Annotated in this window: 10 protein-coding genes and 2 pseudogenes; 8 read left to right on the forward strand and 4 right to left on the reverse strand. The window is 35.6% G+C overall.

From position 1 onward, the window contains the following. Nucleotides 1-220 (forward strand): annotated as a pseudogene (locus WQ54_RS34505) (IS21 family transposase); the annotation flags it as partial. Then, the gene (gene istB, locus WQ54_RS31330) at nucleotides 213-965 is read left to right on the forward strand and encodes an IS21-like element helper ATPase IstB (RefSeq protein ID WP_046590842.1); all 753 of its coding nucleotides are present in this window, start codon (nucleotides 213-215) and stop codon (nucleotides 963-965) included. The pseudogene WQ54_RS34505 and the gene istB, both read left to right, overlap by 8 nt. A gap of 393 nt (nucleotides 966-1,358) precedes the next feature. Here the strand turns inward: istB and WQ54_RS31335 are convergent, their stop codons facing one another. Further along, on the reverse strand, nucleotides 1,359-1,985 hold the full coding sequence (locus WQ54_RS31335) for an FMN-dependent NADH-azoreductase (RefSeq protein ID WP_046590845.1): 627 nt from the start codon (nucleotides 1,983-1,985) through the stop codon (nucleotides 1,359-1,361). Nucleotides 1,986-2,281: 296 nt separating this feature from the next. Here WQ54_RS31335 and WQ54_RS31340 point away from each other — a divergent pair, with 296 nt between their 5' ends. Then, the gene (locus WQ54_RS31340; protein ID WP_046590847.1) at nucleotides 2,282-2,869 is read left to right on the forward strand and encodes a TetR/AcrR family transcriptional regulator; all 588 of its coding nucleotides are present in this window, start codon (nucleotides 2,282-2,284) and stop codon (nucleotides 2,867-2,869) included. A 135-nt stretch (nucleotides 2,870-3,004) separates the two neighbouring features. On the opposite strand, the gene WQ54_RS31345 is transcribed toward WQ54_RS31340, so the two are convergent. Both WQ54_RS31345 and WQ54_RS31350 read right to left on the reverse strand, forming a co-directional pair. Beyond that, a complete protein-coding gene (locus tag WQ54_RS31345) occupies nucleotides 3,005-4,075 on the reverse strand; it encodes an LLM class flavin-dependent oxidoreductase (RefSeq protein ID WP_046590849.1) in 1,071 nt (356 codons plus the stop codon). A 642-nt stretch (nucleotides 4,076-4,717) separates the two neighbouring features. Beyond that, nucleotides 4,718-5,557 carry a helix-turn-helix domain-containing protein gene (locus WQ54_RS31350; RefSeq protein ID WP_046590851.1) on the reverse strand — a complete coding sequence of 280 codons (840 nt, stop codon included), beginning with the start codon at nucleotides 5,555-5,557 and terminating at the stop codon, nucleotides 4,718-4,720. A 153-nt stretch (nucleotides 5,558-5,710) separates the two neighbouring features. On the opposite strand from WQ54_RS31350, the gene WQ54_RS31355 reads away from it, so the two are divergent. From WQ54_RS31355 to WQ54_RS31370, 5 genes and pseudogenes are all read left to right on the forward strand, one after another. Beyond that, on the forward strand, nucleotides 5,711-6,826 hold the full coding sequence (locus WQ54_RS31355; protein ID WP_046590852.1) for a glycoside hydrolase family 105 protein: 1,116 nt from the start codon (nucleotides 5,711-5,713) through the stop codon (nucleotides 6,824-6,826). 273 nt (nucleotides 6,827-7,099) lie between these two features. Next, nucleotides 7,100-7,549 carry an alpha/beta fold hydrolase gene (locus tag WQ54_RS31360; RefSeq protein ID WP_046590854.1) on the forward strand — a complete coding sequence of 150 codons (450 nt, stop codon included), beginning with the start codon at nucleotides 7,100-7,102 and terminating at the stop codon, nucleotides 7,547-7,549. 20 nt (nucleotides 7,550-7,569) lie between these two features. Continuing rightward, nucleotides 7,570-7,644 (forward strand): annotated as a pseudogene (locus WQ54_RS35795) (hypothetical protein); the annotation flags it as partial. A 60-nt stretch (nucleotides 7,645-7,704) separates the two neighbouring features. Continuing rightward, nucleotides 7,705-8,139 (forward strand): alpha/beta fold hydrolase, encoded by a 435-nt coding sequence (locus tag WQ54_RS31365; RefSeq protein ID WP_046590855.1) that lies wholly within the window; start codon nucleotides 7,705-7,707, stop codon nucleotides 8,137-8,139. 347 nt (nucleotides 8,140-8,486) lie between these two features. Beyond that, complete coding sequence (locus WQ54_RS31370; RefSeq protein WP_046590857.1) at nucleotides 8,487-9,278, forward strand: SDR family NAD(P)-dependent oxidoreductase; 792 nt, start codon at nucleotides 8,487-8,489, stop codon at nucleotides 9,276-9,278. 168 nt (nucleotides 9,279-9,446) lie between these two features. Here the strand turns inward: WQ54_RS31370 and WQ54_RS34120 are convergent, their stop codons facing one another. Next, nucleotides 9,447-9,584 (reverse strand): hypothetical protein, encoded by a 138-nt coding sequence (locus WQ54_RS34120; protein WP_156178292.1) that lies wholly within the window; start codon nucleotides 9,582-9,584, stop codon nucleotides 9,447-9,449. Between the last annotated feature and the right edge of the window lie 226 nt (nucleotides 9,585-9,810).

The following is a 9,810-nucleotide window of genomic DNA, read 5'->3' on the forward strand; positions in this document are numbered from 1 at the left end:
TCAAGGGAAGACTGTTGGCTTACAAGCATATGATGATCAACTATTCATTTATTATAACACGGAGTTAATTGTCCAACACCAAATTAGTCAATTAAAAATCAATTACAAGGATGAGCACTACAAAGCTGAGCTCAGCAGAGCTCTTCCATACTATCCTGATATTGATCATCTGGCAAAGAAAAATTTAGAGACAATTGGAGATGTGTATAAAAATGAATAACACCTATCAACAGTTAGTACGAAATTTAGAATATTTAAAGTTAAAGCAAATGATCCAGCATCTAAGTGAAACCATCGATTTTAGTGTTGGAAATCAAGTATCTTTTGTAGAAACACTTGTAAAACTCACAAATTATGAAATTGATGTTCGAGAGAAAAATATGATTCATTCAATGGTAAAAGTGGGGGCATTTCCCCACTTAAAAGAACTAAACCAATTTGACTTTGAATTTCAGCCGTCGATTAATAAACAACAAATTCTTGATTTTATCACTTTACGATTTATTGAGAGAAAGGAAAATATTATATTTTTAGGCCCTAGTGGTGTGGGGAAAACTCATTTAGCCACTGCCATCGGCATAGCAGCTGCTAAAAAGAGAACCAGCACTTATTTTATTAAGTGCCATGATTTACTCCAGCAGTTAAAGAGAGCTAAAATTGAAAATCGTTTAGAAGCAAGATTAAAGCATTATACCAAATATAAACTGCTTATTATTGATGAAATTGGCTATTTACCTATTGATCCAGAAGATGCGAAATTGTTCTTTCAACTTATTGATCTAAGGTATGAAAAGAGAATTACAATTCTAACAACTAATATCAATTTCAAGTCATGGGATGAAGTCTTTCAAGATTCTAAACTGGCCAATGCGATTTTAGACCGGGTTTTACATCACGCAACAGTAGTAAGTATTGTTGGAGAATCTTACCGAATCAAGGATCATCTTGCGAAAGAAAATGAGTAGAATTTGTACATACTTAAACGATCAAAAGTGTACATACTTAAACGATCAAAAGTGTACATACTTAGGTTGACATTTATACTCAGACCGGAGGTTTGCCGCTCACTTCCTTCAGACCATAGACACCCTTGTGTTAGGCTAACTGTTACTTCTGTCTTCACAGTTCGGAACTTTCACCCTATAGATTACACCCATGCTGGGCGCACTTAAAAAACCCGAAAGATTGTTTCTTCCGGGTTTACTTTGTTTCTTTAACTTAAAATTGTCCATTAGCATTTGAAGGTGAAATTCAAATGTGTTAGAAAAAAACTCAAATAATTTATTTATCATTAATCATTTTCTAATCCCTTTTTATTTAATCTAAAAATTTATTAAAATGAACTAAGGTAATGATAATTAGAAAGTTTGTGCAACTTTTATTGCTTCCATAATACCTGTTTTAATTATTTCTTCTGCTTTGTTTGGATATTGATTATGTCCTTCAATGACAATTGTAGTAATATCTTGTACGCCCCAGAAGTTTAAGAGTACTTTTAAATAGCTTACAGACATTTCCAATGATTGTGCAGGCCCTTCTGAATAGATTCCCCCACTCGCATTAAGTAATACGACTTTTTTATCAGAGAGTAAACCTACTGGCCCTTCTGCTGTATAACTAAATGTTTTACCCACCTGTCCTATATAATCTAAATACGTATGAAGCGCGGCTGGAATTGTAAAATTCCAAAGAGGAAAAGCGAAAACAACTTTATCAACAGAAAGAAACTGGTTTAAATATTTATTAACTATATCAGTAGCATTTTTTTCCTCTGGAGTCAATTCCAAATTTTTTGCTAATTTAAACATCCCATTTATTTTATCCGTATCATAATATGGTAGGTTTTCCTGAAAAACATCGAGTTCTATGATATGATCTTCCGGATGAGTCTCTTTATAGGTTTCTAAAAATGCTTGATACATTTGAACACTTACAGCTTGCTCGATTGGGCGAGAATTTGCTTTAATAAATAAAACTGTTGCCATTTAACTTCACTCCTACATTTGATTAATCCAATCTTATATATTGATCATGGTCTTTGTGAAACTTTACTTAAAAAATGTCCTCCATCATTTCTCTATTGTTCAATCAATAAATCTTTTCATCTCCTTACTCTTTTACCTGTAATACTTAAGCAACACCTGTTGCATAATTTATGATAAGATAAAGAAAACCTTGGAACAATCATCAATTATTTAGAATCATTGCTTATGCGACACATCTGAATAATTGTCGATTTTTTTAATAACTTTATAAACTTTAAAATTTGGGGTGAAGCGTAATGACTTCAGGAAAAACTGATCCTCGAGTAATCCGTACAAGACAACTTATACAAGATGCCTTTACAAGCATAGTCCGTGAAAAAGATTTTAAAGCTATAACAATACGAGATATAACAGAAAAGGCTACAGTTAACCGTGCAACATTTTATGCTCATTTTACAGATAAATATGAACTTTTAGATTCGACGATAACGAATGATTTTAGGGAAAACCTTAAGCAAAGAATCAATTGTCATCATATTTTCAACCAAGAAACAATGAGAAATATCCTTTTAGTAATGTGTGATTATCACAAAGATTTAAGTACCTTATGTCCTAGCAGGTATCATTCATTAGGTACAATCATTCAAAATAAAATAATTGAGGAATTACAAAACTTGATATTAAGCCTCCTTCTAAAAGGAAATCATCAAATATCTTCTGATAAGGAATCACTAAGAACAACGTCTATCATGCTAAGTTGGGCTATATACGGGGCTACTTATACATGGAATAAAGAAGGGCGAAAAATTTCCGCAGAAGATTATGTGTCAAAAATGCTTCCTATTATTTTGAATGGTGTAGATTCTATGATTATCAAACAATAAAAATTAATTAATATTTAGCAATTACTCAAGGCCTAATTTTTTTTTGAAATTACTTACGATTAATAAAAAACAGGTTGTCCTACTTTAACAAACCCAGTAAAGACGACCTGTTTTTCTGAAATTCATGTACATTTATTACTTACTACGACCTATATTTTTATTTTTGTTAATTTCTTTTTGAACTATAGGGGCAACTTTATTTGCTAATAAATCGATTGCCTTTTCTACTTTAACTAGTGATTGTCCTCCTATATCTAATTGTCCCATAAATCGGGAATGTCCGAATAATTCATACTGATATAATATTTTCTCCGAAATCTCGTCTGGACTTCCAATTGCTAAAATTTGTTCTGCTGAACGTTGTTGTATTAATTGTTCCTCTGATACAGAGAAATGTTGTCCCCGCTCCTTCATAAAATAGCTAAGATATTGATTATAATAGGATAAAAATTCACGAACTGCTTTTTCACCAGTTTCTGCTATATGAGCATGTCCACTCACAGACACCCTTAATATTGAGAGGTCATGCTCTGCTTCCTTTGCTGCTTGCCAGTATAGATCTGTTAAATGCTTTACTGATTCAGCTTGTCCACTTAACAAACCAAGCGCCATATTCACACCAAGTTTCCCTGCACGAATAGCACTTGCAGGTGATCCACCTACTCCAATCCAAAGCGGTATTTTTCCTTGAATAGGTCTAGGTGAAATTTGAGCATTTTGAAGCTCTGAACGATACTTCCCTTTCCAATTTACGATTTCTTGATCTTGCAATTGTTGAAATAATTCTAGCTTTTCCATAAATAATTTATCATAATTTTTCAAATCAGCTCCAAATAGAGAAAAAGATTCTAAAAATGCTCCGCGTCCTAGAATAATTTCTGTACGGCCATTTGACAATAAATCGAGTGTTGCAAAATCTTCATAAACTCGAACTGGATCAGCAGTACTAATAACTGATAGTGCACTCGTGAGCTTAATATTTCTCGTCTCTCGAGCAATTCCTGCTAATAACATCGCATATGAAGAGGTGACAAAATCCAAGCGATGATGCTCGCCAATTCCAAATATATCAAGTCCTGCCTGATCTGCCATCTTTGCAATTTCAATTATTTCGTCTACACGAGCTTTAGCAGTGGCAGTTTGACCATTTATGCTAGGGATACGATCGCCTAATGAATAAACACCGAATTCAAACTTATTTTTCAACTATTCTTCCTTCTTTCTATTATTTAGAGTAATAAGATAACCATCCGCAACAACACAAATTATCTAAACAACACTTGTTGCGTAATGAATATATCAATTTATTTTTTGTCACTCAACCAACAAACCAAAGGATCTATTTCTTAAACAACAAATTGATAAAATTGATAAATAGTTAAAAATATTAAATATTATTGAATTTCATAATAAACGCTGACTCTCCTTACATATAAAGATGTTTTTCGATACTATGTAGTCCAACAAAAAATAAACCTTGTAAGGATTTGCAGCCTAACAAGGTATTTTAAAAGTTTTGTGAGTATCGTATATTAATAAGGGGAAATTATGGACAAAAACAAGAATACTATCTAAATTAAACAAATTAATACTGAATAAAAACACTATTTTGAAAATTGAAGAAAATGGGTTTACTTAACAATTTCATTTTGAAATCTTTGTTTTCATGTTATTCTCCTAATACAACATAAATAAAAAAGCGCCATTCCTTAGTAAACAAGGATGCGCGGAATGTTATTATCCCCTTATAGTGGACAGTAAAAAGAAAGGATTAGGCTTTCCTGTAGTATTCTATAAGATCCTGCCTCCCTTTTGAAACAAGAAATCACTCCTAACACGCTGCCCTTTTTATTCCCTTCTTTTTCGAAAATACAATGGTGCATAGCCGGTAACTGACTTAAACACCCTGCCAAAATGGGTCACACTGCCGAAGCCTACCTTCTTATAAATCAGGTTCACCTTTATGGAAGAAGACTCCAGAAGCTTCTTCGCTTCCTTGATCCTAACGTTGTTAAGGTACTCTACAAATGTAAAGCCTGTCACTTCTTTAAAAAAGCGGCTTAAATAGTAGGGACTTACGTAGAATTCCTCCGCCAGTGATTGAAGCGAGAGATCATGCATATAGTGGCTGTTGATGTAGCGTATAACCTCCGAGATCCTTTCATGCATAGGGCTGGGAGATTCTAATGGCTCGATGCTGTTTTGCTTGATATGTCGGCAGCAAATAATGAGCAGCTGCAGCACCAGTGTCTGCACATACATCTCGAAGCCTGGTTTTTTATCATGAATCTCGTGAATGATCGATTGTGAAAGGGTTTCAATGAAAAGCCGTTCATGAAGCGGACATCTGACGATTATGTAATCCTGTTCGAATAAAGACTGAAGAACCTCCCTATAGGATTGATTTCCTGCTGTCATGCAGGTCTCATGCATATTGACGATCAGCCGCTCGTGCTCCGGCATTTCTGTATTGGTTGTCCGATGGAGAATATTAGGTGAAATAATGACGATATCGCCTTCGTTAATCACTAATGCCCGGTCCTTTATAAAAAATTCCCGTTTACCAGATATTAAATAGAAAATTTCAAACGTACTGTGAAAATGATTGGCAGGCATATTGTGACTTAGAGTTTTACGGTGTGAAACCATGAATGTCTCATCAGCATTTTTATAGAGTATTGCTTGCATTCTGTTCACCTCCTCTCACATTGATTTTCTTTTTAATTCAATACTTCTGTTTCGTTTCCTGCAAGATATAAGAAGTTTTTGATTGATTCCGCAAAAAATGTACATTTTACTGTGTTAACCTAATCTTAAATACATATAGGAGGGATATTTAACATGAATCTTTCAGAAACCAATAAGTTATCAACAGAGACTCTAACCCCTATTCAATGGGCTGAAAAGGCATGCGAAACGTTAATGGCAACATTCGAGCCGGAACTGCTTCCGCCTGAGCGATTTCACTATCATCAGGGAGTCTTTCTTTCAGGTATGGAGAAAGTCTGGAGGCTGACTCAAAAAGATCAATATTACAACTATATCAAAAGCTGGGTAGACAGCCATATTCTTGCAGATGGCAGCGTTCCAAAATGCAAAACAGATGAACTTGATGACATTCAGCCGGGCGTGCTTCTCTATACCCTTTATGAGCAAACAGGTGATGAACGGTATAAGAAAGCATTGTACAACCTTGTTCCTTTGTTAAAATCATGGGAAACCAATCCATCAGGCGGCTTCTGGCACAAGGGGCATTACCCGAATCAAATGTGGCTGGACGGATTATATATGGCCGGACCAATCGCAGTTCAGTTCGGTAAGACCTTTGGTGAAAGCGACTATTTTGATATGATGGCGTATCAAGCCATTCTCATGGAGAAGCACACGAAGGATCCAGACACCGGCTTGCTATATCATGGATGGGATGAAACCAAAGAAGCCAATTGGGCAGACCCTGCAACCGGCTTAGCTCCAGAGTTCTGGGGACGCGCAATCGGCTGGTACCCTGTGGCTCTGCTGGAAATGTTCGATCACCTGCCTGAAGGCCATAAGGATAAGAAAAAGCTGACAACGATCCTTCAAAACCTGCTCATTGCCCTAACGAAATACCAAGATCTAGACACCGGCTTATGGTATCAGGTAGTCGACAAAGGTCATCTGTCCGATAATTGGCTGGAAAACTCTTGTTCCTCCCTGTTTGTTCAGGCCATTGCTAAAGCTGTCCGATTAGGATATTTAGACGACAAATATATGGAATATGCATGGAAAGGCTATCAGGGAGTCATTGATACGTTGACGTTCGATGAAAATGGAAACGTACTCATCGGCAATATTTGCATCGGTACAGGGATCGGTGATTACGCTCACTATATTGCCCGCCCTACCAGTGTGAATGATCTTCATGGAGCTGGAGCGTTTATTCTGATGTGTGCGGAAATGAGTCAGGCAGCAAAATAAGATACAAGTCATGATAAAAACAGGTGATCTTGTTCTTGAAGGATTTAAAAAAACTTAATTAGCAAGGAGATTAACAGTCCAATGTACATAACAATTGGACTGTTTCTTTTTATCAAGTGGTAATCGAATAAATAAAATAACATTTCGATACATTTAATTAAGTTGTTATAAGCCTGTTATAACACCTATTACTCACTTTAGGAATGCGGCCTTATTTTCTTGTATGAAATTCAATAGCCAATTGGAATTTTATGTTAATATAATAGAGGTTAAATGAAGGGAGATGGTGATTTTGAGATTAAACATACGGATGTCATGAAACCTTTTAGAAAAATTAAATTTCTTGTTTCAGCCTTGCTTATGGTCATTTTACTTACATTAGTTTCAGGATTCCTTTATGAATTTATCAGTTATAAAAATGATAAAAGCAATTACCCACCAGATGGACAAATGATTAAAGTAGGAAATAGAGAACTACACATGAATATTCAAGGAACCAAAACCAGCCTGCCTCCTGTGGTGATTGAAGCAGGAACTGGTAATTGGTCTTATGATTGGTTATACGTACAGAAGGAATTATCAAAACATACACAAGTCATTACCTATGACCGCGCAGGATATGGATGGAGTGACCCGCCGCCAAACGGATTTTCTATTGAAACGACGATTGATGATTTGAGTAAGATTATCGATTTGGCTAAAATTGACACACCTGTAATTTAGTAGGACATTCTGTTGGCGGGATTAATGCCCGTCTCTTTGCGGATAAGTATACAGAAAAGATTTCCGGATTAATTCTTGTTGATGCTAGAAATGAATTTTTTTCAGAACAAGCTAAATCATATAATGACAAGTTTTTTGAGACACAGGACCAAACGATGAATCAGGTATTATCGCAAATTGGAATCGTGCGATTATTCGGGGAAAATATGTTTTCAGATTCTATGCCAAATTACCTTTCCTCAGAAAAATATGTAAATGTCCAATGGGATACTCCGTTTTTCAAAGTATTAAATGAAGAAATTAAACAAATAAGAATTTCTGAGAAACTACTGAAAAATACTCACTCTTTAGAAGATACACCCCTAACAATTATTACACCGAGTGATGTAGAGTTGCAGGCAATTGAATTAGGGTTCTCAAATCAAGAGGCAGACAGCCTTGAAAAGGAATGGAAGGATTCACAAAGAAAATTGACCAAATTATCCACTAATATTGAGTTTATCTCTGTTCCTAATAGCGGTCACTCAGTAATGTATGATCAGCCTGATATTATAATAAAAGCAATTTTGAAAATGGCTGATGAATTTTAGCATTACTAAACATCAAACATCATAACAAATGATTTATATAGAGTCATCCTCGTATCACAAAAATGCCCTGAGCAAAACTATGAGCATTTTTGTGTTCTATTTTCTATGTTAATAAACAGTTATTCGTTGTTATGTCATCATCCATTTTCTTTACTATGTCCATTGTAAATATCTATTTTCCACCATTGTTCCAGGCTTTTTTTATATGATTTCACTTATTGATCAAGATAATGTAGTAGTTTTATTTTTTCATAAACTTATTGGGCACGTTACAGGTTAAAAATGGTTTATCTCCCCTGATTCTTGTGAAATATAGTAGTACAATCTAAAGTTAGAGGGGATCTAATATGGTAAACAATCATAGTCTAAAGGATAAAGTAGCTGTCATAACCGGCGGGGGCTCAGGAATGGGTAGTGCAGCTGCGTTTCGTTTCGTAAGCGAAGGTGCTAAGGTGTGTCTGTTAGACATTAATCCTGATCACGCGAATAAGGTGAAAGAGCAAATAGAGAAAGCTGGAGGCAATGCCTTGGCAATAAAGTGTGATATTAATTCATCACAAGAAGTAAAACAGGGAATCAAGGCAGCAAAGGACCAGTGGGGAAGGATTGATATTTTATTCGCCAATGCCGGAATCGCTGGAGAATTGGCTCCGATTGAAACGATGAACGAGGATGATTGGGACCGAACCATAAACACCAATCTAAAAGGAACATTTTTAACAGTTAAATATGCAATACCCTTTATGAAAGAACATGGCGGCAGCATTATTATCACAAGCTCTGTCAGCGGGAGCCGCGTTTTCTCCCAAGCAGGATTTTCTGCGTATAGCACTTCAAAAGCTGGACAACTTGCGTTTATGAAAATGGCTGCCTTGGAACTGGCGCAATATAAAATTCGTGTCAATGCGATTTGTCCTGGTGCGATTAAAACTCATATTCAAGAGTCGATTCATACATCCCCTGATGTAAAAGAAATTGAAATTCCGATAGCATTTCCTGAAGGGGACCAGCCGCTTGAGCACGGCCAAGGGAAATCCGAGCAGGTTGCGGATTTAGTTGCATTTTTAGCTAGTGACTTCTCTTCACATATAACAGGAACAGAAATCTTTATTGATGGAGGAGAATCTTTATTGAAATAAAATAGTGGCTGCCTTTTTTTTGGGCAGCTTTTTTCATGTATGTGGATTGATTGTTGCTCAGAGCATAACCTGATAGCCACGCCATAAAAAAGGAATGTTCAATAACATTCCTTTCAACATCTGTATTTTATCTCTATTATCTTTTACATTTATAGAAATTCTTCTATTTCATGATCCGTTTTTAAGGTTTTTTAAAACCATAGGCATTTCCTTTTCTTCTTTTCTTTCCTTCTCCTTTAGCTTTTTATCAGCTGAATTTGCTGATCGAAATCTTGCAGCATCCATTCCATCTATAATATTCGTCAAACTAACACCTCCTTTTTGCTTTTATTATTTCCTTCAATGTGAATAATATCTTGATTATTATTCTGTGGATGTATTGAAGAATGTGCTGAAGAAAATGAAAGCAATCGAGTAGGAGGGGGTGACTAACCCCCGACCTCTCACACCACCGTACGTACCGTTCGGTATACGGCGGTTCAATTAAGTTTGACGTAGAAATTCATATCTTTGATATAAACTTTTAAGCCCA

The organism is Bacillus sp. SA1-12, assembly GCF_000981385.1.
Taxonomy (GTDB): Bacteria; Bacillota; Bacilli; order Bacillales; family Bacillaceae; genus Metabacillus.

What these genes read in the sequence shown, in the direction of transcription:
- WQ54_RS31350 (WP_046590851.1), bottom strand. Translation starts at nt 5,557, where the DNA reads ATGCAAGCAATACTCTATAAAAATGCTGATGAGACATTCATGGTTTCA.
- WQ54_RS31340 (WP_046590847.1), top strand. Translation starts at nt 2,282, where the DNA reads ATGACTTCAGGAAAAACTGATCCTCGAGTAATCCGTACAAGACAACTT.
- WQ54_RS31370 (WP_046590857.1), top strand. Translation starts at nt 8,487, where the DNA reads ATGGTAAACAATCATAGTCTAAAGGATAAAGTAGCTGTCATAACCGGC.
- WQ54_RS31365 (WP_046590855.1), top strand. Translation starts at nt 7,705, where the DNA reads ATGAATCAGGTATTATCGCAAATTGGAATCGTGCGATTATTCGGGGAA.
- WQ54_RS31360 (WP_046590854.1), top strand. Translation starts at nt 7,100, where the DNA reads ATGAAGGGAGATGGTGATTTTGAGATTAAACATACGGATGTCATGAAA.
- WQ54_RS31335 (WP_046590845.1), bottom strand. Translation starts at nt 1,985, where the DNA reads ATGGCAACAGTTTTATTTATTAAAGCAAATTCTCGCCCAATCGAGCAA.
- WQ54_RS31355 (WP_046590852.1), top strand. Translation starts at nt 5,711, where the DNA reads ATGAATCTTTCAGAAACCAATAAGTTATCAACAGAGACTCTAACCCCT.
- istB (WP_046590842.1), top strand. Translation starts at nt 213, where the DNA reads ATGAATAACACCTATCAACAGTTAGTACGAAATTTAGAATATTTAAAG.